This window comes from Nocardia sp. CA-120079, assembly GCF_050955745.1.
Taxonomy (GTDB): domain Bacteria; phylum Actinomycetota; class Actinomycetes; order Mycobacteriales; family Mycobacteriaceae; genus Nocardia.
This window is the reverse complement of sequence record NZ_CP192088.1, coordinates 3384904-3410242: the sequence shown is the minus strand read 5'-3', so window position 1 is coordinate 3410242 and position 25339 is coordinate 3384904. Positions and strand designations below refer to the sequence as shown.

The 25339-nt window shown below is 65.7% G+C and carries 27 protein-coding genes; 15 read left to right on the top strand and 12 right to left on the bottom strand.

Annotated features, from left to right (window positions below; genetic code table 11):
- Positions 1-92 precede the first annotated feature (92 nt).
- A complete protein-coding gene (locus tag ACQPYR_RS15580; RefSeq protein WP_433632844.1) occupies positions 93-494 on the top strand; it encodes a winged helix-turn-helix transcriptional regulator in 402 nt (133 codons plus the stop codon).
- A gap of 198 nt (positions 495-692) precedes the next feature.
- On the opposite strand, the gene ACQPYR_RS15575 is transcribed toward ACQPYR_RS15580, so the two are convergent.
- On the bottom strand, positions 693-2336 hold the full coding sequence (locus tag ACQPYR_RS15575) for an acyl-CoA synthetase (RefSeq protein ID WP_433632842.1): 1644 nt from the start codon (positions 2334-2336) through the stop codon (positions 693-695).
- A 324-nt stretch (positions 2337-2660) separates the two neighbouring features.
- Here ACQPYR_RS15575 and ACQPYR_RS15570 point away from each other — a divergent pair, with 324 nt between their 5' ends.
- Positions 2661-3170 (top strand): GNAT family N-acetyltransferase, encoded by a 510-nt coding sequence (locus tag ACQPYR_RS15570; RefSeq protein WP_433632840.1) that lies wholly within the window; start codon positions 2661-2663, stop codon positions 3168-3170.
- 57 nt (positions 3171-3227) lie between these two features.
- Here the strand turns inward: ACQPYR_RS15570 and ACQPYR_RS15565 are convergent, their stop codons facing one another.
- Genes ACQPYR_RS15565 through ACQPYR_RS15555 form a run of 3 tightly spaced genes read right to left on the bottom strand, consistent with a single transcriptional unit; the run spans position 3228 to position 5810 of the window.
- Positions 3228-4214: a hypothetical protein gene (locus ACQPYR_RS15565; RefSeq protein ID WP_433632838.1), complete on the bottom strand. Its 987-nt coding sequence runs from the start codon at positions 4212-4214 to the stop codon at positions 3228-3230.
- On the bottom strand, positions 4201-5490 hold the full coding sequence (locus ACQPYR_RS15560) for a hypothetical protein (RefSeq protein ID WP_433632836.1): 1290 nt from the start codon (positions 5488-5490) through the stop codon (positions 4201-4203). The genes ACQPYR_RS15565 and ACQPYR_RS15560 overlap by 14 nt, the downstream gene beginning before the upstream one ends.
- A complete protein-coding gene (locus tag ACQPYR_RS15555) occupies positions 5487-5810 on the bottom strand; it encodes a hypothetical protein (protein WP_433632834.1) in 324 nt (107 codons plus the stop codon). The genes ACQPYR_RS15560 and ACQPYR_RS15555 overlap by 4 nt, the downstream gene beginning before the upstream one ends.
- Before the next feature lie 366 nt (positions 5811-6176).
- On the opposite strand from ACQPYR_RS15555, the gene ACQPYR_RS15550 reads away from it, so the two are divergent.
- Positions 6177-6608, top strand: a complete 432-nt coding sequence (locus ACQPYR_RS15550; protein WP_387284936.1) for a L,D-transpeptidase — start codon at positions 6177-6179, stop codon at positions 6606-6608.
- Between the two features lie 69 nt (positions 6609-6677).
- Here the strand turns inward: ACQPYR_RS15550 and ACQPYR_RS15545 are convergent, their stop codons facing one another.
- Together ACQPYR_RS15545 and ACQPYR_RS15540 are read right to left on the bottom strand one after the other, a co-directional pair.
- A complete protein-coding gene (locus ACQPYR_RS15545; protein WP_433632832.1) occupies positions 6678-8273 on the bottom strand; it encodes an MDR family MFS transporter in 1596 nt (531 codons plus the stop codon).
- A complete protein-coding gene (locus ACQPYR_RS15540) occupies positions 8270-8902 on the bottom strand; it encodes a TetR/AcrR family transcriptional regulator (RefSeq protein WP_433632830.1) in 633 nt (210 codons plus the stop codon). Before ACQPYR_RS15540 ends, ACQPYR_RS15545 begins: the two co-directional genes overlap by 4 nt.
- Positions 8903-9279: 377 nt before the next feature.
- Here ACQPYR_RS15540 and ACQPYR_RS15535 point away from each other — a divergent pair, with 377 nt between their 5' ends.
- Positions 9280-10125 carry an AfsR/SARP family transcriptional regulator gene (locus ACQPYR_RS15535; RefSeq protein WP_433632828.1) on the top strand — a complete coding sequence of 282 codons (846 nt, stop codon included), beginning with the start codon at positions 9280-9282 and terminating at the stop codon, positions 10123-10125.
- Here ACQPYR_RS15535 and accC read toward each other — a convergent pair.
- Together accC and accA are read right to left on the bottom strand one after the other, a co-directional pair.
- The gene (gene accC, locus ACQPYR_RS15530; RefSeq protein WP_433632826.1) at positions 10122-11483 is read right to left on the bottom strand and encodes an acetyl-CoA carboxylase biotin carboxylase subunit; all 1362 of its coding nucleotides are present in this window, start codon (positions 11481-11483) and stop codon (positions 10122-10124) included. The two genes, ACQPYR_RS15535 and accC, sit on opposite strands and share 4 nt — an antisense overlap.
- Positions 11484-11487: 4 nt before the next feature.
- Positions 11488-13179 (bottom strand): acetyl-CoA carboxylase carboxyl transferase subunit alpha, encoded by a 1692-nt coding sequence (accA, locus tag ACQPYR_RS15525; RefSeq protein ID WP_433635138.1) that lies wholly within the window; start codon positions 13177-13179, stop codon positions 11488-11490.
- Between the two features lie 167 nt (positions 13180-13346).
- Here accA and ACQPYR_RS15520 point away from each other — a divergent pair, with 167 nt between their 5' ends.
- Genes ACQPYR_RS15520 through ACQPYR_RS15490 form a run of 7 tightly spaced genes read left to right on the top strand, consistent with a single transcriptional unit; the run spans position 13347 to position 20002 of the window.
- A complete protein-coding gene (locus tag ACQPYR_RS15520) occupies positions 13347-14615 on the top strand; it encodes a beta-ketoacyl-[acyl-carrier-protein] synthase family protein (protein WP_433632824.1) in 1269 nt (422 codons plus the stop codon).
- A complete protein-coding gene (locus ACQPYR_RS15515) occupies positions 14612-15829 on the top strand; it encodes a ketosynthase chain-length factor (protein ID WP_433632822.1) in 1218 nt (405 codons plus the stop codon). The genes ACQPYR_RS15520 and ACQPYR_RS15515 overlap by 4 nt, the downstream gene beginning before the upstream one ends.
- Before the next feature lie 10 nt (positions 15830-15839).
- Positions 15840-16085: an acyl carrier protein gene (locus ACQPYR_RS15510; protein WP_433632820.1), complete on the top strand. Its 246-nt coding sequence runs from the start codon at positions 15840-15842 to the stop codon at positions 16083-16085.
- Positions 16082-17020, top strand: a complete 939-nt coding sequence (locus tag ACQPYR_RS15505; protein WP_433632818.1) for an aromatase/cyclase — start codon at positions 16082-16084, stop codon at positions 17018-17020. Before ACQPYR_RS15510 ends, ACQPYR_RS15505 begins: the two co-directional genes overlap by 4 nt.
- Complete coding sequence (locus ACQPYR_RS15500) at positions 17017-17952, top strand: MBL fold metallo-hydrolase (RefSeq protein ID WP_433632816.1); 936 nt, start codon at positions 17017-17019, stop codon at positions 17950-17952. Before ACQPYR_RS15505 ends, ACQPYR_RS15500 begins: the two co-directional genes overlap by 4 nt.
- Entirely contained in the window at positions 17940-19199 is a 1260-nt protein-coding gene (locus tag ACQPYR_RS15495; RefSeq protein ID WP_433632814.1) for an FAD-dependent oxidoreductase, read from the top strand. The genes ACQPYR_RS15500 and ACQPYR_RS15495 overlap by 13 nt, the downstream gene beginning before the upstream one ends.
- A 2-nt stretch (positions 19200-19201) precedes the next feature.
- A complete protein-coding gene (locus ACQPYR_RS15490; RefSeq protein WP_433632812.1) occupies positions 19202-20002 on the top strand; it encodes an alpha/beta fold hydrolase in 801 nt (266 codons plus the stop codon).
- On the opposite strand, the gene ACQPYR_RS15485 is transcribed toward ACQPYR_RS15490, so the two are convergent.
- Positions 19981-20346 carry a winged helix-turn-helix transcriptional regulator gene (locus ACQPYR_RS15485; RefSeq protein WP_433632810.1) on the bottom strand — a complete coding sequence of 122 codons (366 nt, stop codon included), beginning with the start codon at positions 20344-20346 and terminating at the stop codon, positions 19981-19983. The two genes, ACQPYR_RS15490 and ACQPYR_RS15485, sit on opposite strands and share 22 nt — an antisense overlap.
- 132 nt (positions 20347-20478) lie before the next feature.
- Between ACQPYR_RS15485 and ACQPYR_RS15480 the strand changes: the two genes are divergently transcribed.
- Positions 20479-20973: a luciferase family protein gene (locus ACQPYR_RS15480; RefSeq protein ID WP_433632808.1), complete on the top strand. Its 495-nt coding sequence runs from the start codon at positions 20479-20481 to the stop codon at positions 20971-20973.
- A gap of 29 nt (positions 20974-21002) precedes the next feature.
- Positions 21003-21392, top strand: a complete 390-nt coding sequence (locus tag ACQPYR_RS15475) for a lipocalin-like domain-containing protein (RefSeq protein WP_433632806.1) — start codon at positions 21003-21005, stop codon at positions 21390-21392.
- Between the two features lie 9 nt (positions 21393-21401).
- On the opposite strand, the gene ACQPYR_RS15470 is transcribed toward ACQPYR_RS15475, so the two are convergent.
- The gene (locus ACQPYR_RS15470) at positions 21402-21905 is read right to left on the bottom strand and encodes an acetyl-CoA carboxylase biotin carboxyl carrier protein (RefSeq protein WP_433632804.1); all 504 of its coding nucleotides are present in this window, start codon (positions 21903-21905) and stop codon (positions 21402-21404) included.
- A 12-nt stretch (positions 21906-21917) separates the two neighbouring features.
- On the bottom strand, positions 21918-22700 hold the full coding sequence (locus ACQPYR_RS15465; protein ID WP_433632802.1) for an SDR family NAD(P)-dependent oxidoreductase: 783 nt from the start codon (positions 22698-22700) through the stop codon (positions 21918-21920).
- Positions 22701-22860: 160 nt separating this feature from the next.
- On the opposite strand from ACQPYR_RS15465, the gene ACQPYR_RS15460 reads away from it, so the two are divergent.
- Positions 22861-23280, top strand: coding sequence for a nuclear transport factor 2 family protein (locus tag ACQPYR_RS15460; RefSeq protein WP_433632800.1), 420 nt, complete (start codon positions 22861-22863; stop codon positions 23278-23280).
- Between the two features lie 36 nt (positions 23281-23316).
- Positions 23317-23928, top strand: a complete 612-nt coding sequence (locus ACQPYR_RS15455) for a malonic semialdehyde reductase (protein WP_433632798.1) — start codon at positions 23317-23319, stop codon at positions 23926-23928.
- A 186-nt stretch (positions 23929-24114) separates the two neighbouring features.
- Here ACQPYR_RS15455 and ACQPYR_RS15450 read toward each other — a convergent pair whose 3' ends face one another.
- Positions 24115-25338: an aspartate aminotransferase family protein gene (locus tag ACQPYR_RS15450; protein WP_433632796.1), complete on the bottom strand. Its 1224-nt coding sequence runs from the start codon at positions 25336-25338 to the stop codon at positions 24115-24117.
- Position 25339 lies beyond the last annotated feature (1 nt).

Genomic DNA, 25339 nt, shown 5'->3' with positions numbered 1-25339 from the left:
TCCTGATCCGAGTTCGTCTATCCGACTCGGCGAGGCTACTATCCTCAAGCTAGTAGATACCTATACGAAAGTAATGGCGGAGAGGTGTTCGTGTGACCAGCGACACAACCTGGAAGGCGTCCCCGCAGGCGACCCCGGAGAACGCCTGCCCGATCAATCCCGTGGTCGAGGTTGTCTTCAGTCGGTGGACGACCCCGATCCTCTGGGTGCTCCACGAATACGGGCCACATCGGTTCGTCGAGCTGCAACGACGTATCACCACGATCACTCCCAAGGTCCTAACCGAACGGCTACGGCAACTCGAACGCGACGGGCTCGTAGTACGCACCTACTACGCCGAGGTCCCGCCCCGGGTCGTCTATGAAATCAGCGAACTAGGGCGCAGCCTGGCATCGGTATTCGCGGCACTGTCCGAATGGTCTGTCAACCTCGACCACGTCGAACAGGCCCGCCTCAGCTACGACACCAAGCGGCACACACACCACCGAAGGTGACCCCAAGCCCGCCGTCCACAACAGCAATTCGATGATCTGCCTCATGATCAGCGAGACACCCAACTCACCATCCGTCTCACGAACCTGGGCCACCGCAACTCAGCAGGCCGAGGATGCCTCACGATCAGTGAGACAGAACACCGGGTCCGGCGCAGTTGCGCCATACGATGCGACGGATGCTCGGCAGTATGTGAGCCGTCAGGCCGGGAGCTCCCGCAGAACCCGTTTGAGTACTTTTCCGGTGGGGTTGCGCGGCAGTTCGTCGACGAACAGCACGTCACGCGGGACCTTGAAGCGGGCCAGATGCGTTTTCACGTGCTCGCGCACCTCGTCCCCGGTGAGCGAATGCCCTTCGCGGACAACGACTACCGCACGCAGGCGCTGACCGTATCGATCGTCGGGCACCCCGAATGCGCTGACCTCCGCCACCGCCGGATGTGCGGCGAGCAGTTCCTCGACCTCGCCCGGAAAGACGTTCTCGCCGCCGGATACGATCATTTCGTCATCGCGTCCGTCGATGAAAAGTCTTCCGGCACTGTCGAAATGGCCGACATCACCGGTGGACATCAGCCGTCCGATGCGAGCCTTGTCACCACCGCCGGTGTAGCCCTCGAATTGGTAGTTGTTGCCGACGAAGATGCGTCCGGTAGTGCCGGGACTCACCTCTCGGTCGTTGTCGTCGAAGATCTTCACGGTGGTACTCGGCACCGGAGAGCCGACGCAGCCGGGCTCGACCGCCAGATCCGCGGGTGTCGCAATAGTCGCGTAGGCCACCTCGGTGGATCCGTACACGTTGTACACCACCGGCCCGAATGCCTCGGTCACCCGCATGCACAGGTCCGCACCCAGCTGCGAGCCCGCGACGAAGATGATCCGCAACCGCGAAAGATCGCGCCCGGCAAAAGCTTTCGGTCCGGCGTCGACTAGTCGCTGCAGCATCACCGGCACCGCGACCATGGCCGTGGCACCGTGGCGGTCCAGACTGTCCAGCACCTCCCGGGGATCGAAGCGCCGCCGGATCACCAGCGTGGAACCGAAGCCGATCGCGAGGACAGCGTGCGCAAATCCGAGCGTATGGAACAGCGGCGCAGGGCATTCGGTGATTTCGCGGGCACGGAACGGCACCTTGCCGAGGATCGCGCCCAGCGGCGACAGCGAGGCAGGCTCGCTGCTCCGCGGCGCACCTTTGGGGGTGCCGGTTGTCCCGCTGGTCAGCAGGATGAGGCGGGGAGCGGTGCGCGGCCTACGCGGTGGAGTGCGCGCCGCACCCGCGATCAGATTGTCGATGGTGTCGACGCCCGGTTTATCGGCCCAGGCGCGGTAGCGTCCCCGGCGCGGCGTGAAATCGCCGAGCATACTCGCGTACTCGTCGTCGAAGATCAGCAGATCGGCGCCCTCGCGGGTCACCACCTCGCGCAGTTGCGGCGCCGCGAAATCGGTATTGAGCAGGATGATTCGCGCACCGCATTTCGCGGCGGCGAAGACCGCGTAGTGGAAGCCGCGGTGGTTGCGCGCCAGGACGGCGACACCTTCGCCGTCACGCAGTCCGCGCGCCCGCCAGGCATTCGCGAGCGCGGTGCTGCGCTCATCGAGTTCACGAAAACTGACGCGGCCGAGTTCATCGATGATGGCGGCGCGATCGCGATAGCGCAGGGCGGCAATCGTTGTCAGCCCGCCGAGCAGTCCGGAGCGCAGCACCGCGGCACCCATGAGGGCGAGCCGATCCGGGCGTTCGGGGGTCGCAAGTCCGGCACGCACTGTCAACGCGGCGTAGTAGGTCTCATCGGCGGCCCGTCGCGCCGCAGCCGCGGCCATCGCCCCGACCTTGTTCGCAAACTTCATGATTCGATCCTGACGTGAATCCAGCCGAACCGCTCACCGACCCGAATCCCCTCGGCCGCAGTTGATTCTGACACCGCGGCCATGCGGCCGATTCGTCTGAACGCGGCATCGCACCCCGTTCGACTGACGACGGCGCCCGCGGGCACCGGCAGTCGGCACGGCCCAGTCAGCACACGATCCGTGCACGGCGCGTACTTCTCGAGTATCGACATCGTTGTCCACCTAGGTGAGGGCGAGTGCCCTCACAGTAAAGGGTCGCCGGCGGATTCGTCGAGGACCGACCCAGACAGCCGGTCCGATGCGGGCACAATCCATGATGGACGGATGTCCAGCGATATCGGCCACCACCTACCGACGCCAACCGCACCGGCTGCCGTGCTGCGGATCGTCGTCGATGATCTGTCCGGTACCGAAGTCGCTGCCCTGCTCACCCAGCATCTGGCCGAGATGTACGACAACTCGCCCGAAGACAGCGTGCACGCCCTGGACCTGGATGCGCTCCGCGGCCCGAACGTCACTTTCTGGAGCGCCTGGGAGGATGACGAACTCGCTGGTTGCGGCGCACTCAAACAACTCGACCCCACTCACGGCGAGATCAAGTCGATGCGTACCACAACCGATCGCACCGGCCGCGGCATCGCCTCGGCCCTGCTGCACCACCTCATCGCAGAGGCCCGCGCACGCAACTACCGGCGACTCAGCCTGGAGACCGGAGCCTCGGACTACTTCGCCCCCGCACAGCGGCTCTACGCCCGCCACGGATTCGAGATCTGCGCACCGTTCGCCGACTACGTCGAAGATCCGCACAGCGTCTTCATGACGCGCACCCTCTGATTCCACGCGTCGAAGAGCAGACCTCCAGCACCCATCGAAGCCTGGTGGATCGGACCGTCAGCCCGCGTTGATCGCGGTGATCAGCGTGCGATTGCCCGCCGTTCGCGTCGTGATGATCTGCGTGAAGGTCTGCGGCTGCTCGCCCGGACGCTGCTGGGTCAGCCGGACCTCCCAGTGCGCCTCCCCCGCATCGCTGCCCGCGCGGGTGATCTGCACGCAGTAGAGGGTGCCGATCGGCACCTGGTTGATTCCGCGCTGAATCTGGTCGGCGGCGGGCACATTCGCATCATTGGCGACGACGCCGCGCGCGGCGAATCCGGAGCGCTGCACATAGTAGGCACGTTCGAATGCGAGGATCGCCGACGGCCCATCGCTGGTGCCGCCGGGATCGGTGCCGGAGATGACATCGCCGGTGCGCCGCTGTTCGCAGCCCGGGGTGGCGACCACGGACGGTTGGTCACCGGGTGCCGTGGTCGCTGGGGCGCGCCCACCTGTTCCCTGGGCGGCCGCCCGTGTTGTCGCCGCGGCCGGTCGCTTGTGATCGCCCGAGCCGCCGAAGACGAACATCAGCACCGAGACCACCGCCAACACCACGCCGAGCACGATCAGCACCGCGACGACTCGGTTGCCGCCACCGTTCGGTTGCGGATCGCGACGGCGCGGCGGATGCCGAAGTGCCGGACCGGGATTGCCACCGGACCGATCGATGATCGTCGGTACGACGGAACTCGTCTCCGCCGGTAGCTCGGACTCGGCTTCGACCGCGCGCGTCGGAGGCCGACTGCGATTCTCCTCCGGTGGCGCCGCCGCGGGGCGCTGCGGTTCGAGCCACTCCTGCCAATCCCCGGCCGGCCGAGGACGGCGCGGCCGCTCGGGTGGATCGAGCGCATCGGCCAGCGGTGTCCGGGGCCGGCCCGAACCGCGACGTGCGTTCGGACGGCGGCGCCGCTTCGGGGCCGCAGCGGCGGGCCGGACCATGGGCAGCCCGGTGTCGAACGGATTGCCCTGGTACTGGCTCGAGGAGCCGGAATCAGAGCTCGTCATCGTCGAATTCGCCGATCACCGCAGGCGGGACGGTCGCCAACACGGTCGGCACGGTGACACCGAGTTGACCGTCGCGCGGTCGGCGGTCCTCATCCGACTGCGACGACGGCGGCATCGCCAGACCGCCGGTGGTGCCGGGTTGATTCGTCGGTTCCGGCCCGGAAGGGCGCGACGGCGGCGCATCCGCGCTCGCGGCCGGTGCCTGCGGCGGGGGTGCGGGCGCGGGTTTCGTGGCGGTCGGGCCGTCCATGCTCGGCGGGATCACCGAGTTGGTTCCAATATTCGGCGCGGGCTTGGACGACTGCCCCGATCCACCACCGAAGTCGATGACATTCGTTGGCTTGCTCGCGCTGTCACCGCCCGTGGGCGAATTCGTGGTGCTACCCGGATGGATGAGTTCGGGAATCGCCTTATCGATGACCTTGTCCGCGGACGCGGCCACGGTATCCATGGCGTGCGTGCCGACCTCGGCGATCTTGTCGATCAGGTGGGTGCCGATATTGACCCCGGCATCGATGGCCGCGGTGCCGACCGAAACGCCGGCGTTGATCAGGTACTGCTGCAACTGCAGTTGGGCCGCCTGCACCGGATCCAGTGGCGTCGTCGTGGTCACGCCCGCGGTGCTCACGCCGTTCGTCGTACCCGGCACGACCGTCTGCTGGGTGGTGCCGACACCCTGCGGTGTGGTCACCGTGAGCGGTCCCATCGCGTCCAACCGCGCGGTGTGGTCATCCATTTCCGACTGCGCCGTGCTGACCGCGGTGACCGCGTCGCGCAGCGCCTGGGTCGCTCGCGCGATCACCGCGTCGGAATCCGAGGACGCGCTCGCGGTGCTCATGATCTGTTTGGCGTCGCGACGGAAGTCCGCGATGATCTGATCCACCTTCTGCGCGGCACGGGCGCTGGTGGCATGGGCGTCGCCGAGCACCGACAGGTACTCGGGTCCGCGATCGGTGATATCACCGATCTGAGTTTGCGTGGTGCGCAATGCCGGAACGGCATCGTCGGCGGCGCGGGAAGTCCATGTCGATTCGAGGGCGTGCAGGCCCTCGCGGTGCGGGCCCTCGGCATCGGCGGCCTGGGTGGACGCGGTGGACAGCGCGTTGACGACGGACTGGTCCGGAGTCGCGACGCCGCTGCCGAGCGAAGCGCGCAATTGCAGCAGCGGCTCGACCAGCGCCGCTACGATCGGCGGGTCCGCATTCGGATCAACGGGCGTGCTGGCGAGAGTATCGGAAGCATTGTTCGTGGGCCGCCGTCGAAGCAGTCGTCTCATGCCAGCGCCTCTCCTTGCCGGGCAAGGGCGCCCGCGGAATCGACATCGATACCCTGCATGTCCGCGCTGTAGTCGCGCAGTACCTGCCCGTAGGCGGCGACCAGTTGCCCCGCGGTCGAGAGCGCCTGCACGTGTTCGTTCACCTTCTCGGTGAACCGGGCCACGAATTCGACACCGACCTGACCTAGGTCGGCCACCAGCCGCTCGGGATTCACCGCGCCACCCGCGACCGCCGACGCGGAGGCCAGCTGTTGCGACACCGTATTCGCGATCGTGGTGTAGGCGGCCATCGCCGCCGGGTCGAGCTTCAGCGCGTCCACTGTTCCCCCTTAGTACGGAAACCAATCTGTCGCGTCACATTTCGACACTCCGAGCGTACTTGGGACCCGGGCAATGCGCGCGCGGATCCTTTCGTTCCGCTGGAGTCTATGCCGCCGGATCCGTCCCTTATTCCCACACCGGTCCGGTTCCACAGATACCGAGGTCGAATGCGGAAATGATCACTTTCACCTCGCGCCGGTTCTATGCTTGTCGCGACGGAGTTGGTCCCATCATCACCCTGGCGATCCCCGCGCAGGGTGCCGGCAAGGGTTAGAGGGGTCAGAAGCGTGAAGAACAGCAAACGTTTTCGAAACTGGTCGGTCAGATCCGCTTTACTCGTCGGTGCCGTTTCCGCAGGTCTCCTGATGGCGGGGACGGCACAGGCCGAACCGTTGTGGCCCGGTGGACCGGATATCGGCTCACCGGCGATCATCCCGCCGGTTCCGATCGTCGCACCATGTGGCACCACCGCACGCATGTGCATGCGGCTGTCGACGAACGAGGCCTGGCTGATGGACAATGGCAAGGTCACCTACGGTCCGACCCCGATCTCGCACGGTCGGCCCGGATATGAGACGCCGCCCGGCGTCTTCAAGGTCGCGTTCAAGCGGGAAGACTTCTGGAGCACCATGCACAATGCTCCGATGAAGTGGGCGGTCTTCTTCAACGGCGATATCGCCACCCATATCGGACCCATCGAGGAGCAGTCGCACGGCTGCATCCGGATGACTCCCGAGGGCGCCGAAGCGACATACCGCTATCTCAACCCCGGCGACGTGGTCGAAGTCGTACCGTGACAACGGATTTGCGCATGGAAGGCCCGGGCGGATTCCGCCCGGGCCTTTCTCATGTCCTGCTCGCCTGCCTCAGTGTTCGCCGACGAGCTGCGGATCCGCGTCTTCTTCCATGACCGCCTCGCCGCGGGCGACCATGCCCGCTTCATCGGATAGCTTCATATGGGGAATGAACAGCGCGAGCACGAAGGCGATTACCGCGCCCGGGATCAGGTACCAGAAGCCGGGGACCAAGGCGTCCACGTAGGCGCCGACGATAGCGTCGTGTAGGCCGTCGGGTAGATGCTTGACCACCGAGGGCACCAGCGCGCTCGGATCCAGCTTCGCCGCTGTGGCTTCGGGCCCGTGGGAGACGAATACATCGGTGAGGCCCTCGGTCAAACGGTTGGTGAAGATGGAACCGAAAATCGCCACGCCCAGTGCGCCGCCCATTTCGCGGAAATAGTTGTTGGCGCTGGTGGCGGTACCGATTTGGTCTGGGGCCACGGCGTTCTGCACGACCAGAACGATGATCTGCATGATCAGGCCGAGGCCCGCACCCATGACGAACAGCATGGCGGAGACGACCCACATCGCGGTGTCCGCGTCCAGGCGGGTCAACCAGAGCATGTCCGCGAACATCAAAACCGCGCCGAGGGGCGGATAGACCTTGTAGCGGCCGGTTTTGGTGATCATCGTCATCGAGGCGATCAATGCGATCATCAGACCGACCATCATCGGAATCAGCAGCAGACCGGATACCGAAGCCGAAGCGCCCGTTGCCATTTGGAGATAGGTCGGGATGAAGGCGAGGGCGGCGAACATCACCAGGCCGACCACGAAGCCGATCGCGGAGGTCAGCACGAAGGTGCGATTGCGGAACAACCACAGCGGCAGCATCGGCTCCTCCGCGCGCGCCTCCGCGAGCACGAAGGCAGCGACCACCACGACGAACGCCGCGATCATGGTGACCATAACCGTTGAGCCCCAAGCGTATTGCTTGCCGCCCCAGTCGGTGATCAGGATCAGCAACGTGGTCGCGGCCGACATCAATACCACACCGAGATAATCGGGCCGGGTCTTGGGCCGATGGCTGGGGATGCTCAGGTAGCGGAAGGCGATGAACAGTGCGGCAATCCCGATCGGCACATTGATCCAGAAGCACCAGCGCCAGCCGAGATGGTCTGCGAAGAAGCCGCCGAGCAGCGGACCCGCGACCGAGGTGATGCCGAAGACCGCGCCCATCGGGGCCATATATTTGCCGCGATCCTTGGCGGGCACCACATCGGCGATGATGGCCTGCGCCAGAATCATCAGACCACCACCGCCGACGCCCTGCAGGCCGCGGAAGGTGATGAACTCCCAGAAGCTCGTCGACGCGGCGGCGCCGACGGAGGCAACGGTGAAAATCGTGATGGCGAACAGGAACGGCCAGCGCCGCCCGAACAGATCGCCGAATTTGCCGTAGATCGGCATCATGATGGTGGTCGCGAGCAGATATGACGTGGCGGTCCAAGCCATATGGGAGATGCCGCCCAGATCGCCGACGATGGTCGGCATCGCGGTGCCGACGATGGTCTGGTCCAGGCTGGCCAGGAACATCCCCGCGATCAGTGCGCCGAAGATGAGCCAGATCCGCTTCTGGGTCAGGACAATCGGCTCGGGCGGCGATTCAGCCGTGATGGTCATCTCTTGCGTCTCTCCTTCTTCCCGTCATGCTGTTCGAACAGCCGCGCGGCCATTGCGCAGTGTTCGCGTACTGCCGCCGCCAGCGATACGGTCGGGTCCCCGACCGTGGTCATCGCTGCCCGCGTGGTGATGTTCGTCACGAATCCCGCTGCCAGGCCGGCGAATTCGGGCGATACGACACTGCCGAGGCGAGCCGAGAGCAGGTCGGTCATCACGCTCTGCAAGCGGGCGCCCGAGGCGACGAAGGCCGCGAGCACCCGCGGCTCGGTCTTGATGATCTCGGTAACCAGCGCGATGCCCTCGCGCACCTCGGTTTCGGATTCGAAGCCGTGCACGAACAACCAGGTGAGATCGTCCATCAGCACGCCACTCGGCCCGCCCGCGATGAACTGCTCGCGCAACTCCGGTGTGCCGATCTCGCCGACCGGCCCTACCACCGCATCCATTTTCGTCTCGTAGTAGTTGAAGAACGTGCGGGGCGAGACCCCGACCGCTCTCGCGATGTCCTCGACGGTCGTCGCGTCCAACCCGCGCTCGACCGCGAGCCGTCTTGCGGCAAGACAGAGATCGAGCTCGGTCTGGCGTTTCTTCTGCTCCCGCAATCCGATCGGGCGCTCGATCTTGGACATGTTCGCCAAAGTAGCACAAACTGCAATTTTTCAGAAACTGCAAGTTCAGAGTGCGCCGCGGCACCTCGCAACCGGGACAGCCTCGGCCCGAACGGGCTCCGAGCGTGAATCCACCGCAAATCGCCCGCTACGCGCAATCCGAGCGCGCGTCACCACGCGAATTGTCCCGATGCGCGAATTTCCTTGGCAGGAAGGAGAATTAGCGCACCCTCCGAGTCTAGTTAACTCCGATATAACTCAAGATTCATCGACTTGATACTCGATTTTAGATAGGGTTGATATCGCCTACAGCGAGGTGGGATTTCGAGAACTCACGTCGGTCGGGGGGAATAACGCCCGTAGGAGAACTCCAGGTGAAGTATCCAGTGTGCGCTCGCGTGTTAGGTCCATTGACACTTGCTCTCAATAATCACAACGCAACGCCGACAGCGCAGAAACAACGCCAACTGCTCGCCTTACTACTCGTCCGGCATGACACCGTCGTTCCGGTAACCACACTCGTCGAAGAGTTATGGAACGACGATCCGCCGCGCAGCGCCGTCACCGTCGTGCAGACCTACGTCCTGGGAATCAGAAAGAAGATGGCTGAACAGCTCGGCATCGGACAGACCGACGTGGCCGAACGTTTTCTCCGGACCCGCAGTAAAGGGTATTCGTTCGACGTCAAGGATTGCGTCTTCGATTTGCGCGACTATCAGAGCATGTCCGAGGCCGCGCGCTGCGCCGCCAAGGCTGGCGACGACTATCGCGCGGTAGATCTGTTCACCGCCGCGGAGGCGCTGTGGAGCGGTCCGGCACTGGTCGATGTGGAGGGCGGTATCCCGCTCGCCGCGGAGATCTCGCATCTGGATCACCTGCGGCTGACCAATATCGAGTTGCGCGTCGAGGCCGAGCTGCGGCTCGGCAGATATCGCGAAGCCTGCCCTGACCTGGCCCGACTTACCATGCAGCACCCGCTGCACGAGCGGCTGCAGGCGTACTACATGTTCGCATTGAGTCGTGCGGGCCAGCGTGCCCGCGCACTGGAGTCCTATCAGCAATTCAGCAGGTCGATGCAGCGCGAACTCGGCCTCGATCCCTGCCAGAAGCTGCAGAAATTGCATCAGGATATCCTCGCCGCCTCCGACGTATCAGTCAGTGCCATGCTCAACAGCCGGCACGCGGGATACCTCATCGGCTGGTACTCCCCCGAATTCCGCTCGGCTCGAGCAAAACCGGCCTAATTCGACGGCAATATCTCGTCCACCAGTGCGGTCGAATGCGTCGCCGACCGCATGGCCGGGTGGTCGAGTACCTCTCGCAGAAAATCCCGGGTCGTCGCCACGCGCGCACCCGATATCCGGAATTCGGCCAGGGCTCGCCGCATGCGTGCGAGCGCCTGGTCCCGGTCCGGCGCCCAGACGATCAGTTTGGCAAGTAGCGAATCGTAGTGGGGTGGGATCGAATATCCGGCGTGCACATGGGTATCGACGCGCACGAACGGACCGCCGGGAGGAGTGAATTCGGACACAATTCCGGGTGCCGGTGCAAATTCGGCAGCCGGGTCCTCGGCATTGATGCGGCATTCAATTGCCGCACCGCGCAGGAAAATATCGCTCTGTGCGATGCTGAGCGATTGCCCCGCCGCGATATGGATCTGCTCGGCGATCAAATCGAGACCGGTAACCATTTCGGTCACCGGATGTTCGACTTGGATTCGGCAGTTCACCTCCATAAAATAGTAATTCCCCTGCCGATCCACCAGAAATTCCACGGTTCCGGCGCCGACGTACCCGGCTTCCAGCACCCCCTCCACTGCGGATTTGCCCATCCGCGCCGCGAGCCCCTCCGGCAGCCGTGGCGCGGGCGACTCCTCGATGAGCTTCTGGTGCCTGCGCTGCACCGAGCAGTCGCGCTCACCGAGGTGCACGCCATTGCCGTAGCCATCACACAGCACCTGTATTTCGACATGCCGGGCACCCTCGAGGTACTTCTCCAGATAGACTCGGCTGTCCCCGAACAACATTCGCGCGGTCGCCCGAGTCTCCTGATACGCGCGTGGGAACGCCGCGCTGTCACGAACCACCTGCATGCCGCGTCCGCCGCCACCCGCGGCGGCCTTGATGATCACCGGGTAACCGATCGAGTCGGCGAGCGTGTGCGCCTCCTCGGGTTCGAGCGGATCCAGACTGCCCGGCAACAGCGGTAGCCCCGCCTTGGCCATCAGGGTGCGTGCCGACTGCTTGTCACCGAGTTGGGCCATCACATCGGCGGGCGGCCCGATCAGCGTGACACCCGCCGCACGGCAAGCATCCGCGAAATCTGGTGACTCCGAAAGGAATCCGTACCCGGGATGGATTGCATCGGCGCCGGTCGTCTCGGCCGCGGCAAGTACGGCGGCCGCATTGAGATAGCTGCGTTTGGCAGCAGCGGGCCCGATCTGCACCGATTCGTCGGCGAACCGCACGACGGCCGACTCGGCGTCGGCGACCGAATGCACCGCGACGGTGCGCACCCCGAGTTCCCGGCAGGTGCGTGCGACCCGCAGCGCGATCTCGCCGCGATTGGCAATAAGAATCTTCTCGAACATGGTGTCCCGCACTCTCTTACGCCACCGACCGAACCGGAACCTGCTGCCGCGCACCGAACCGGCGGAATCGGGCGCGCCGCTCGGCGGCGAGGTCTTCGCCGCTGAGCCCGGTCAATTCGCGCAGGCTCGCCGCCAATGCACGGTGCAGTTGATTCGCCGCCGCCAGCGGTGCGGTACCGACGTCGTCGCCGGGCTCGGGCAGCACCGCATCGACGACACCGAGCCGCAGCAGGTGACCGGCTGTAAGTGACAGCGCGGCCGCGGCTTTCGGTGCCGCAGCGGGATCGTTCCATACGATGGCCGCGCACCCTTCCGGGCTGATCACCGAGTATGTCCCGTTGGCGAACATCAGCACCCGATTGGCGACGCCGAGCGCCAAGGCGCCACCGCTGCCGCCCTCCCCGATCACCACGCTGACCACCGGCACCCGCAGCGCGGACATCAGCCGGATATTCTCGGCGATCACCACCGCCTGGCCCTGCTCCTCGGCGGTCGCGCCGGGATAAGCGCCGGGGGTGTCGATCAACGTGATCACGGGCAGCCCGAGCTTTTCGGCGAAACGCATGAGTCGTGCGGACTTTCGGTATCCCGCCGGCGTCGGCATGCCGAAGTTGCGTGCCATCAGCTCCTTCGGCTCATGTCCCTTCTGATGTCCGATCACCACGACCGGCTGGTCACCGAGCCAGGCGGTGCCGCCGACGATGGCCGGGCAGTCCCCCGAGACGCGGTCCCCGCGCAACTCCTGGAAGCCGTCGAAGGCCAGGGCGAAGTAATCGAGCGCGGTGGGCCTGCTCGGCGTGCGCGCCCGCCGAACCTGCGCCCACGGGTCGTGGTCGGGAACCCGAGCCGGGTCGGTGATGGTTCCCGCGTCCAGTTCGGTCACCACATCGCCGGTAGGAACGACCGGGCCGGCCACGCGCAGCAGGGAACCGAGTGCCTGCCGCAAACCGGCGCGCGGCACGATCATATCTATCAGCCCGCGCTCCAAGAGGAATTCGGCGGTCTGGAACCTCGGCGGCAGCTCCTGACGGATCGTCTGCTCGATCACCCGGCGACCCGCGAAGCCCAGTCGCGCCCCCGGCTCGGCGATCAGCACATCCGACAACGTGGCGAACGACGCCGCCACCCCACCGTAGGTCGGATCGGTGATCAGCGTAACGGTAAGGATGCCCGCGCGGTCCAGCTGTTCCAGCACCGCACTGGTTTTCGCCATCTGCATCAGCGACAGCGGCCCCTCCTGCATCCGCGCACCACCCGAGGCGGTGACGATTAGCAGCGGAATCCGTTCGGCGAGCGCGGTTTCCGCGGCGGCGGTGATCATTTCGCCGACCGCGGTGCCCAAACTGCCACCGAGGAAACGGAAGTCCATGGCCGCGATGATCACCGGATTGCCCTCGATCGCCGCGAGCGCGCACAACACGGCATCGTGCATGCCGGTGCGTGCCCGCGCGGCGGCCAACCGGTCCGGATAGGGCAAGGTGTCGATGAAGGTCAGCGGATCGTCGTCGGTGGGGATGACGGCGAGCTGTTCGTACCGGCCCTCGTCGGCGAGCTGGGTGATGCGCTGCTCGGCGGTGATCGGGGTATGTCTGCCGCATTCGCCGCAGACACCGAGGTCGCGGGCGAACCGCTTGCCGTACAGCGGAATCAGACAGGCCGGGCAGAGCACCCAGTCCGCGCCGCCGTCCAGGGCGTGTGCTGACTTCATCACGCGTGTCTCCTGTGCTCGGGGATAGCTGCACACAGCCTGCGCGCACCCGCTAGAGAACAGCTCGACTCCGACGCTCGAGTCAGGTTCGAGGACCGCCTTCGATCCTTGAGCACACGACCGAAGGGAGATAACGCCATGAACCCCAACGCATCCGGTGGTGCGGTATGAGCCGCCGCGTTGTCGTCACCGGACTCGGTGTCCGCGCGCCCGGCGGATCGGGTAAGGACGAGTTCTGGAAACTGCTGTCCGAGGGCCGCACCGCGACGCGCCGGATTTCATTCTTCGACCCCACGCCCTACCGATCCCAGGTAGCAGGTGAGGCCGACTTCGACCCGATTCAGGAAGGGTTGTCGCCCAGGGAAATTCGCCGTATGGATCGGGCGGTGCAGTTCGCCGTGGTCTGCGGACGGGAGGCGGTGGCCGACAGCGGCATCGATATCGGAGCACTGGATCCGCACCGGCTCGGCGTCAGCCTCGGCAGCGCGGTCGCCGCGGCTACCAGCCTGGAGCAGGAATATCTGGTGCTGTCCGATTCCGGCAAGAACTGGCTGGTCGACCAGACCTACCTGTCCCCGCACATGTTCGACTACATGGTGCCCAGCGTGATGCCCGCCGAGGTGGCCTGGAGTGTGGGTGCCGAGGGGCCGGTCGCCATGGTCTCCAATGGCTGCACCTCCGGCCTCGATTCGGTCGGCCACGCCGTCCAGCTGATTCGCGAGGGTTCGGCCGATGTGATGCTGGCCGGTGCCGCGGATACCCCGATCACCCCGATCGTGGTGGCCTGCTTCGATGCGATCAAGGCCACCACCTCCCGAAATGACGATGCCGAACACGCCTCCCGGCCGTTCGACAACTCGCGCAACGGCTTCGTGCTCGCTGAGGGAGCGGCGATGTTCGTACTGGAAGAGTACGAGAGTGCACGCAAACGCGGCGCGCATATCTACGCCGAGATCACAGGCTACGCCACGCGCTGCAACGCCTACCACATGACGGGGCTCAAGGCCGACGGCCGGGAGATGGCCGAGGCGATCCGGGTCGCACTGGACGAATCACGCATCGACCCCACCGGTGTGGATTACATCAATGCGCACGGCTCGGGCACCCGGCAGAACGACCGCCACGAAACCGCCGCCGTGAAGCGCAGTCTCGGCCGGCACGCCTACGCGACACCGATGAGCTCCATCAAGTCTATGGTCGGCCACTCGCTGGGGGCCATCGGTTCGGTCGAGATCGCCGCCTCCCTGCTTGCGCTGGAATATCAGGTGGTGCCACCGACGGCGAATCTGCACGAAGCCGATCCGGAATGCGATCTGGACTACGTGCCGCTCACCGCGCGTGCGCACCGAATGGACACCGTGCTCACCGTCGGCAGCGGATTCGGTGGTTTCCAGAGCGCGATGGTGCTGCGTAAATCCGAGGCGGTGGCGGCATGATCCTCGTGACCGGTATGGGCGTACTCGCGCCGAACGGCCTCGGCGTCGAACGCTTCTGGGATGCGGTACTGGACAGTCGGGGCGGCATCGCACCGCTGACCCGGTTCGACACCAGTCGCAGCACCGCGCGATTGGCCGGACAGGTCGCCGATTTCGACGCGACCGAGCATCTGCCGAGCCGATTGCTGCCGCAGACCGATATTTCGACGCGGATGGCATTGGTGGCCGCGCAGTGGGCCCTGGACGACGCCAAGGTCGATACGGCGGCGCTGACCGATTACGACATGGGTGTGGTCACCGGAAATGCCTCCGGCGGTTTCGAATTCACCCATCGCGAATTCAATAAGCTGTGGTCGCGCGGTTCCGAACATGTGAGCGTCTACGAGTCGTTCGCCTGGTTCTACGCGGTGAACACCGGGCAGATCTCGATCCGGCACGGTATGCGCGGACCGAGCAGTGCGCTGGTCGCCGAGCAGGCGGGCGGTGTGGATGCGGTCGGGCACGCTCGGCGAACGGTCAACCGCGGCACCCCGTTGGTGGTCACCGGCGGCGTGGATTCCGCACTCGATCCCTGGGGCTGGGCCTCGCATCTGGCGAGCGGCGAGGTCAGCACGTCGGACGAGCCGGAGCTCGCCTATCTGCCGTTCGATACCGCGGCCGCCGGATATGTGCCCGGCGAGGGCGGTGCGATGCTGGTGGTCGAGGATGCCACGGCGGCCCGCGCGCGCGGCGTGCCGAAGGTGCACGGCGAAATCGCCGGATATGCCTCGACATTCGATCCGGCACCGGATTCGGGAAGGCCCTCGGGTTTGCGTCGCGCCGCGGAACTCGCACTCGCCGACGCCGGTATGGGGCCGGGCGATATCGACATCGTCTTCGCCGACGCGGCGGGCGTGCCCGACCGCGATCGGGACGAGGCGGCGGCCATCGAGGCCGTCTTCGGTCCCGACGGCGTCCCGGTCACGGCGACGAAACCGCTGACCGGACGGCTGTTTTCGGGTGCAGGCCCGCTCGACATCGTGACCGCGCTGCTGTCCATTCGCGATTCGGTGATTCCGCCGACCGCCTACACCACAACACTCGCCGAGGACTACCGGATCGATCTGGTTCTCGGTGCACCGCGGCCCGCCACTGTCGGCGGCGCCCTCATCCTGGCCCGTGGCCGTTGGGGTTTCAACTCCGCGGTCGTCGTGCGCGCTGTCGACCAAACCTAGGGAGCCGATCATGACCATGACCATCACCGAATTACGCCGGATCCTCGTGGAATGCGCGGGCGGCGACGATATCGCCGAGGATATCGCCGGCCACGACTTCGAACAGCTCGGCTACGACTCCCTGGCGCTCATCGAGACGGCCTCGCGGATCCAGCGCGATTTCGGCGTGCTGATCCCGGAGGAACAGCTCATCGATGTCAAGACGCCGCAGGAGCTGATCGATATCGTCAATAGCCAATTGCGGGGTGCGGCATGAACACCCAGGTGATGAGCCACACCAAGGTGGTGCAGGCGCCGCCGGAGATCGTCTACGACCTGGTGGCCGATGTCACCAAATGGCCGGTGATCTTCGCGCCGAGCGTGCTGGTGCGCCATCTGCACCGCGGACCCGATGAGGAGCGGTTCCGGTTGTGGGCCACCGTCAATGGCGAGGTGAAGAACTGGACCTCCCGGCGGGTGCTCGATGCGGCACAGCGGCGCATCGTCTTCGAACAGGAACGCAGTCAGCCGCCGATCGGTTCGATGGGTGGTGCCTGGTCGTTCCGCGAAATGGATTCCGGTACCACGAAGGTCACGCTCGATCACCACTTCACCGTGGTCGACGGCGCCGATCCGGATCTGTTCGCGGGCGCGGTGGATCGCAATAGCGAGACCGAGCTGGCGGCGTTGGCCCGAATCGCAGAGCTCGGCCACCCGGTAGACGATGTCGTGCATACTTTCGAAGACGCGGTATCGCTGGATATTTCGGCAGCGGAGGCGTACGACTTCATCTACCACAGTGAGCGCTGGCCCGACCACGTCCCGCACGTCGGCCGGATCGAACTCGACGAGGATGCCGATGGCGTACAGCTGATGGAGATGGATACCGTTACCGCGGGCGGTATTCCGCACACCACCAAATCCGTGCGTGTCTGTGTCACCGATGAGCGCATCGATTACAAGCAGCTGCTGCCGCCTGCCATGCTCTTCGGGCACAGCGGCGCTTGGGAATTCGCGGACGCTCCGGACGGCGCGGTGGTGACGGCGCGGCACACCGTCGCGATCAATCCGGTCGCCGCGCGCGAAATCCTCGGGATCGATACCGATCTCGCCGATGCGCGCGCATATCTCACCGAGGCGCTGTCGACCAATAGTCGCAATACGCTGCTTTGCGCGGTGCGGTATGCCGAATCCGTGAAGTCACCGACATGACCGCCACCGAACCCCGGCAGGTGGCCGGGGGCCCGGTCGTGCGCGAAATCGCCGACCGGGTCTATGCGTACACGCACCGTCGTGGCGGCTGGTGTGTCAGCAATGCGGGCGTGCTGGCTGGTCCGGACGGCGCGGTAGTCATCGACACCCTGGCGACCGAGGGACGCACCCGCGCATTGATCGAATTCGTCGACGGGCTCGATATCGGTCCGGCCAGAACGATTGTCAACACCCACCATCACGGCGACCACAATTTCGGCAATCACCTCTTCGGGCCCACCGCGGTCGTCATCGGCCACCATCGGATCCGGCCGGAGATGATCGAGACCGGACTCGCGCTGACCAAACTGTGGCCGCAGGTGCAGTGGGGTGATGTTCGAGTCACCCTGCCCAGCATCACCTTCAGCAGCCACGTGACCCTGCACATCGGCGAACGGCGGGTCGAGCTCATCCACCTCGGACCGGCCGCGCACACCACCAATGATGTGGTGGCGTGGCTGCCCGAGGAGAAGGTGCTCTTCGCTGGAGATCTGGTGATGTCGGGGGCCGCGCCGTTCTGCCTGATGGGATCGGTGAGCGGGTCGATAAGCGCGATCACAAGGCTCGCCGAACTGGGCGCGCAGACCGTGGTGTCCGGGCACGGTCCGGTGACCGGACCCGAGATCTTCGATCAGACACTGCGATATCTGCGGTGGGTGCGGGAGCTGGCCGCCGAGGGCCGCTCCCTCGGACTCACCCCGCTGGCCATCGCGCTCGAGGCCGAACACGGCGAATTCGCCGATCTGGTCGACGAAGAGCGCATAGTCGGGAATCTGTACCGCGCCGATGCGGAGATGGCGGGCGGCCCGATCGGCGAGCCGCTGGATGTGCTGTCGATTTTCGACGAGATGATCGTGTACAACCACGGGCAGGTGCCGGCATGCCTGGCGTGACGATCGAATCGGTGCAGGTCTGCGTGGTCGGCGGCGGTCCCGCAGGGCTGATGACCGGTCTCCTGCTGGCCAGATCCGGTGTGGAAGTGCTTGTGCTGGAGAAACATCCGGACTTCCTGCGGGACTTCCGCGGTGACACCGTGCACCCATCCACTCTGCGCGCGATGGACGAACTCGGGCTCGCCACCGAATTCCTCGCGCTGCCGCACGTCGAACTGCCTCAGCTGCCGATGGCCACCGCGAGCGGGCCGGTGATCTTCGCCGACTTCCGTTCTCTCCCAGGCGGTTTTCCGTTCGTGGCATTCATGCCGCAGTGGGATGTGCTGAACTTCCTGGCCGAGGCGGGTGGGCGATATCCGGGCTTCCGACTGATCCAGCGGGCCGAGGTCACCGAACTCATCCAAGAGCAGGAGACCGTGGTCGGTGCGCGGGTACGCACACCCGAGGGGCCGCTGGAGGTCCGGTCCCAGCTGGTGATCGCAGCGGATGGACGCAATTCGATTGTGCGCGCTGGCCTGCTCGAGGTCGCGGCCAGCGAGGCGCCGATGGACGTGCTGTGGTTCCGGGTCGGCAAACCCGACGGCGAGCGGCTGCCTACCGTGCGCAGCGGCAATGGTTTCTTCATCGTCTGCATCGACCGCGGCGACTACCTCCAGGTGGCCTACATGATCCCGAAGGGCGGATTCGCGGCCGTCGAGGCCGCCGGACTCGCCGATTTCCGCGCCGACCTCGCCGCGATCTATCCCAGCCTCACCGAGCATCTGGCGGCCGAGATCCGCGCCTGGGATGACGTGAAACCCCTTGATGTGCGGGTGGATCGGCTGCGCCGCTGGTACCGTCCCGGTCTGCTCGCGATCGGCGATGCCGCCCATGCCATGTCGCCCGCGGGCGGAGTCGGCATCAATCTCGCGGTACAGGACGCGATCGCGGCCGCCCGGCTGCTCGGACCCATCCTCGCTACGGGAGCTCGACCGAGCGTCACGCAATTGCGCGCCGTACAGAGCCGACGTGAATTCCCCATGCGTGTAGTCCAATTCGCGCAGTTGCGCCTGCTGTCGGATCTCTATCCGAATGCCGGGCGGCCCGGCACCGATAAGCCACTGCTGGTGCGTCTGCTGCGGCGCTTTCCCCGCCTACCCCGTTTGGTGGCGCGGGTGATCGGGCTCGGCATCCGGCCCGAACACGTGCCGCCGGCCGCCGAAATCACCGGAACCGTCACTGCCCTAACGAAATTCAGGGAGAACTGATCGTGTCGACATATCTGCTCGTCCATGGCGCATTCCACGGCGGCTGGGCCTGGCAGCGGGTGGCGCCGCTGCTCGAAGACGCCGGACACCGGGTGCTGGCCCCGTCGCTGGTCGGCCTCGGCGACCGCGCCGAGCTACTGACCCCCGAGGTCGGCTTGGACAGCCACGTCGAAGACCTGGTCAGCCTGCTCACCTCCGCGGATCTCACCGACGTCATCCTGGTCGGGCACAGCTACGCGAGCATCGTGGTGACCGCGCTCGCCGATGCGGTCGCCGACCGTATCGCCGAACTCGTCTATATCGACACCTTCGTTCCGCGCGACGGTGAGGCGGTCGCCGACATCATGCCCGGGATGGTCGATGCCTTCGCCGCCGCGGCCGCCGAATACGGTGACGGCTGGCGCGTACCACCGCAGACCGAGCCGATGGGCGACGGCGGTCTGTACGGCATTATCGAGGAGCCCGATCTGAGCTGGGCGGCCTCGATGATGACCGCTCAGTCGCTGGAGACGTTCCAGCAGCGCATGCTGCTCACGAATCCCGTTGCGCTGGCAGATATTCCGGTGACACATGTGTATTGCAGCGAGGGCGGCGAAGACTACAAGGCCATGCGCGCCGCCATGCCGCGCACCCTGCCACCCGCCGACCTACCGCCCGGCCGCCTGCATGTGCTGCCGACCGGACACGACTGCATGATCACCATGCCGCGCGAATTGGCCGGGCACCTCCTGGCATTGGCCCCGCGGACGAGTCTTGCTCGAGGCCGCCCAACCGGATCGAGTCAGGATTCGGTGGCGTCGTAGGCGGCGCGGGCGGCGAGCACCTCACTCAGATGCGCGCTGGACCAGTCGACGATACTCGCGAAGACCGGAGTCAGGGTGACCGCGAGCGGGGTCGCCTCGTATTCGACGCGGGGTGGGACCTCGGCATGGTAGGTGCGGGAGACCAGTCCGTCGCGTTCCAGCTGGCGCAGGCGCTGGGTCAGCACCTTGGGGGTGAGGCCGGGAATGCGCTGCTCGAGTTCGGTGAAACGCAGGCGGCCGTCATGGGTCAGCACCCAGAGCACCTGGGTGGACCAGCGGCCGAAAACCAGGTCGATCACCGGGGTGATCGGGCAGGGATCAACGGTGGTTGGCTCACCCCTCATCGAATCGCTACGCGATGCCGGCCTCATTGGACCTCACTTTCCACTTGGTAACTACTATACTTTGGAAAGTACTGTGAAACCAGGGGTCGTGAGCGAGCACCAACGCGAACGAAAACCGAAGGGAACACAGTCATGACAACGACATCCGTGGACGGTCGCATCGACCTGCCGCGCCGCTCCGGCGACCGGCCGCGCACCCGGGCACACAATCCACATCAGCAGCTCAGCCAGCTGGCGCCACCAGATCTGCAGGAAACCCTGTGGTCGCGGATGACCACGCTGAACGGCGTACTGCTCGGCCGCAGCGGCGTCTCGCTGCCCGATACCCGTGCGCTGCATTTGCGCCCGACCATCGCCAAGGGACCGGGCGAGGCATATCTGGTCGGCACCGAATTCGCCCATCTGCACGGATACGACGACGGCAGCCTGCACATGTGTCTGCCGAAAGATATTGCGGCCGAGGCGATCGCGCAAGGGTGGGCCGAATTGCATCCCATGGCGCGCCAGCGTTTTCTGCCGGAGACCCTGCTAATGGTCTACGGTCCACGCGATCTCGACGAACTCGAGGTGATCTGGCGGCTGGTGCGGATCAGTCACGGTTTCGCGCGCGGGGCGGCTACAGCGTGATTAGAGCGGTGGCCGCCATCGTGGAGGTCATGAACGCGACCGATCTTGTCGGAACCTGGGAATTGCTGTCCTACTTCGATATCGACGAACACGATGCGACCAGCACCGGTCCACTGGGGGACGACCCGCGCGGCCTGCTGATCTACGGCGCGCACGGCTATATGTCGGTGAGCATGATGCGCACCGACGCAGCGCCGGGCACACCACCTTTCATGGGTTATGCGGGAACCTGGCGCAGGCGCGGCACGGAAATGGTGCACGCGATCACCGTGTGCTCCAACCCGGCCTGGGCCGACACCGAACAGGTGCGCCAGATGTCGCTCGACGGCGACATTCTCACGCTGATCGGGGCCGCCCAGGTCGGCGGGCGGATGCAGCGCCGGGTGCTGACCTGGCGCCGCTCCGGCCCGCCTGCCTGAAATCCACTGCTATTCCGGAGAATACGAAAATAAAGGCTCGTCGAATTGGACCGGTTCGTTGTCTTCCTTAAGGATGCCGGTGATCACACCGCCGGTCTGCGCGGTCACCGGGATCATCAACTTCATCGCCTCCACGATGGCGATCTGCTGTCCGGCCGTGACGCGGTCGCCCACCTCCACGAAGGGGTCCGCCCCCGGTTCCTGGCTGCGATAGAACACCCCGACACTCGGTGCGCGGAAGACCGCACCGAGTGCAGGCTTATCGGGTGCGGCCGGGGTTTCCACCGCTCCCGCTGCCACTTCGGGGGCCCCGACGAGCGGTGCCGCCGTGACCTGCCATTCGGCCTCGATCGTCACCTCACCCACCTGGACACGCAGCGCGCTCGGCTGCTGCGGGAAACCCGCGAGCAGTTGCAGAGCACCCGTCTGGATCGCCTCGAGGATCCGCAGATACTCGTCGTGCCCGGTTGCGCCGTCGAACGCGCCCGATGTGTTCTCCTCCACTGCGGTCATTGCCCAGGCCTCTCAGTAATTGCCAAGTCCGCCACAGACATTCAGCGCCTGTGCGGTGACCGCGCCCGCGCCGGGGCCGATCAGATAGTCGACCATCGCCGCGACCTCGAATGGCTGCACGTAGCGTCCGATCGGGACGCGCGCGCTGACCCGGGCGTGCACCTCGTCGGTATCGACACCCCACAGACCGGAGTAGACCTCCCGAACCCGTTCCGCCATCGGTGTTTCCACGAAACCGGGGCACACGGCGTTGACCGTGATCCCGGTCTTGGCCAGTTCCAGCCCGAGGGCTTTGGTGAAGCCGACGACACCGTGTTTGGAGGCCGAATACGGCGCACCGTGGACCACACCCTGTTTGCCGCCGGTGGAGGCGATATTCACGATGCGACCGCTGCCGCGCTCGAGCATGCCGCCGGCGGTCAGCACCGCCTTGGTCATCAGGAAGACGCTGTTGAGGTTGGTATTGATCACGTCGAACCACAGCTCGTCGGTGACTTCCGCGGTGACGCCGCCGCCGCTGCGGCCCGCGTTGTTGACCAGGATGTCGATCGGGCCGTAGCGCCGCACCCCCGCGTCGACGTATTCGCGGATTTGCGCGGCATCCACGACATCGCAGACCGTGCCGTCGACCTCGTGACCGTCGTCCTGCAGGCTCTTGACCGTATCGGTCAACTTCTGCTGATCGCGAGCGCAGATGAACACCGCGATGCCCTGGGCCGCCAGGCTTTTGGTGATCTCCAGGCCCATACCGCTGGTCGCTCCGGTGACCAGCGCGACGCGCTGACTTTCCGCCATGACTCCTCCATCGGTCTTTCCGTACTCGCCGGGCTGTTCGACCTCCAGACTCGTCGCAGGTCCTATAGCCCCGGTCAACCCGCACGCGGCTCGAGCCAGTCTCTAGCGGCATCGGCGACCGTTGCGTGCAGCCGCGCCCCGCCGCAACCAAGGAGCCACCATGACCACCGTCGCCAGCCGCACCGAGTTGTACGCCGAGGTCCAGCAGTTCTACGCCGACCAGATGCAGCGGCTGGACAACCGCGACATCCCGGGTTACGCCGAAACCTTCACCGAGGACGCGGAATTCGAACACACACCGGGTCGGCCACCGGCCCGGACCAGGGCGGGCATCATCTCGGACCTGGTCGAATTCCACAAGCGCTTCGAGGCAGATCCGATGCAGCGCAGGCATTGGTTCAACATGATCAACCTGCAGCCGCAGGACGACGGAACCATCGTCTCCACCGCCTACTGCCTCGTGGTCAAGGTCCGGCCGAACAGCAAGCCCGAAATCGCGCCGAGCTGCGTCGTACACGACGTGCTCGTCCGCGTCGACGGCAATCTGCTGACCCGGTCCCGGCGCGTCGCCCATGACTGATTCCGCTGTCCCCGACCATATTTCGAGGAGCACCACGTGAACACCGTGCAGCCAGACACCCTGCTGACCCTTGCCGCCGAAGCCCAGGACCTGTTGTTCCGGGAGGCGCGCACCGCGAACACCTTCACCGACGCACCGGTCACCGACGACCAGATCCGCGATATCTACGAACTGATCAAATTTGGCCCGACATCGATGAATCAGCAGCCGCTGCGCATCGTCCTGGTGCGCAGCCCCGAGGCGCGGGCCCGCTTGGTCACCCACATGATCGAGGGCAACAAGCCGAAGACCGCCGTCGCGCCCCTGACCGCAATCCTGGCCGCCGACTTGAACTTCCACGAAAACCTGCCGAAGGTCTTCCCGCACGCCCCCGAAGCCAAGGACTACTTCGCCGACCCCGACTACCGCGCCGAATCGGCCCGCTTCAACGCCCTCATCCAAACCGGTTACTTCATCCTCGGCATCCGCGCCGCCGGCCTGGCCGCGGGCCCGATGAACGGATTCGACGCCGAGGGCCTGGACAAGGACTTCTTCCCCGACGGCACCCACAGCGCACTGGTCGTCGTCAATATCGGCATCCCCGGCGCCGACGCCTGGTTCCCCCGCTCCCCCCGCCTCGGCTACGACGAGGTCGTCACCACCGTGTAAGCCGATCCCCGCCGACGAGTGGCGAGTGCGCCGCTCGTCGGCGACATCACATCGGGAGCGTGCCCACCAGCACACTCGCCCCAGTGGGCCGAGCAGAGCCGGTCAGACGATCACCAAGCATCGTCGGCGGCATCGACCGAGAACCACCCACACCAATGCATGGTGATCATCTGTCCAGATTTGGGATCAACCCAGGGCACGGGTGAAGCCCTCGACGAGTTCGTCGACTTGGGTGTCGGTCATGACGAACGACGGAGAGATCTGCATTGCGCCCTGTCCGGCTGCACGCCCCGAAATACCGTGGGCACGCAATGCCTTCACAAACGGGAGACCTTCGGAAGGATCGGCCAGTTGGATGGCGGCCACCACACCGAGGCCGCTGCGGACCTCGGCGACGCGGGGGTGATCTGCCAGGGGTGCGAGCTTTTCATGGAGGGTGGATTCCAGGCGCTTCGCCTCGGCAAGGAGGTTTTCGCGTTCGATGATGGCGAGGTTGGCGAGGGCGGCTGCGGCGGCGCCGGCGTGGCCGCCGTAGGTGTAGCCATGACGCCACCAGACGCCGCCGCGGAAGAAGGGGGCGGCGATATGGGGGGCGATGAAGACCGCGCCCATCGGGACGTAGCCGGAGGTGAGGCCCTTGGCAGTGGTCATGAGGTCGGGTTCGAGCTCGAAACGGGTTGCGGCGAACCAGGATCCGCCGATGCGGCCGAAGCCGGTGACGACCTCGTCGATGACGAAGAGGATGTCGTGATCGCGGCAGATGCGACGGACCTCGGTGAGGTAACCGTCCGGCGGCAGGTAGATCCCGCCCGCGCCGATGATGGGTTCACAGAAGAAGGCCGCGATCCGCTCCGCGCCGATCTCCTCGATGAGCGCGAGCAGCGCCTTCGCATCGTCCCATTCGACGGTGCGAGCATCGGCCATCAGCTCGCCGTAGCCATCACGGTTGACCGGGATCCCCGCCAAAGCCGTTCCGGCGACGTGCATGCCGTGATACGCGCGCTGTCTGCCGACGACAATGGTCTTGTCCGGCCGCCCCAGCTCGTGCCAGTAGCGGCGGGCGAGCTTGGCCGCGGTGTCCACCGAATCCGAGCCGCCGGAGGTGAAGAAGATCTTGCTGCCCGGCACCGGTGCGATGCTCGCCAACTTCTCCGCCAACTCCTGTGTGGCGGGTTCAGCGAAATCACCGAAGTTCGAATAGTGCGCGACCGTGCGCAGCTGTGCGGCGACCGCATCCGCGATCTCAGCGCGTCCGTGCCCGACGTTGGTGAACCACAGCCCGGCCGTCGCGTCCAGATACCTGGTGCCCGCCTGGTCGTAGATGTAGGCGCCCTCACCACGTGCAACGACGAACGCGCCATCGCGCTCGACAGCACCCATATCGGCGAACCCATGCCATAGCGCGCCCATA